1 protein-coding gene is annotated in these 731 nt (G+C 62.1%); it reads right to left on the reverse strand.

All coding sequences use genetic code 11. The features are described 5' to 3' along the window. Positions 1-731: type II and III secretion system protein family protein (locus tag EOA29_RS38770; RefSeq protein WP_145970131.1), on the reverse strand; the 731-nt coding region annotated here is incomplete at both ends.

Genomic DNA, 731 nt, shown 5'->3' on the forward strand with positions numbered 1-731 from the left:
GTATTTCTTGTAGGTGACACTGATCTTGCCGTTGTCTTCGGAAACCGGGATCGGGAACTCACCGCCGGCAAGGAAGCTCGCCGTTTGGCCGGAGCGCGCGATCAGGTTCGGTTCGGCCAGCCGTCGAGCCAGGCCGCGCTCTTCCAGCGCCTTGATGGCGATGTCGATCGAGACGCCGTTGGAGAGCAGCCGACCGATGATCTCGCCGGTTCCCGCCCCCGTTATCTCCCCCGGATCGATGACGACGTCGCGACCGCCCATGCCGAAGGCAAAGTTGGCGCCGTATTTGGCACCGAGATCCTGTCCCGCCTGGCGGTTGATCTCGACGAAGCGGACATTGAGCTGAACCTGCTGCGAGGAGGAGATATTGACCGAGTTGATCACTTCCTCGTTGCCGGAGAAACGCGACGCGATCTTGCTCGCCTTCTCGGCCGCAACCGCATCGTCGGCCTCGCCCGACAGCACCACGCGGCCATTGGCCGATCCGACCTTGATCTTGGCATCCGGCACGCTGGCGCGGATGGTGCTCGCGAGTTGGTCGGTATCCAGCGTCACCTCGATATCGATGGTGCCGACGAGGTGCTTGTCCTGGTCGAAGAGGGCAATGCCGGTGGTGCCCAGATTGTTGCCCAGCACATAGAAGGATTTGTCGGTCAGCGGGTTGACGTTGGCGATCTCCGGATCGCCGATGACGATCTGGTAGAAGGCGGCGCTCGTCATGATCGTCTTCG

Origin of the sequence: Mesorhizobium sp. M1E.F.Ca.ET.063.01.1.1 (assembly GCF_003998155.1) — a bacterium.
In the GTDB taxonomy this organism is placed as follows: domain Bacteria; phylum Pseudomonadota; class Alphaproteobacteria; order Rhizobiales; family Rhizobiaceae; genus Mesorhizobium.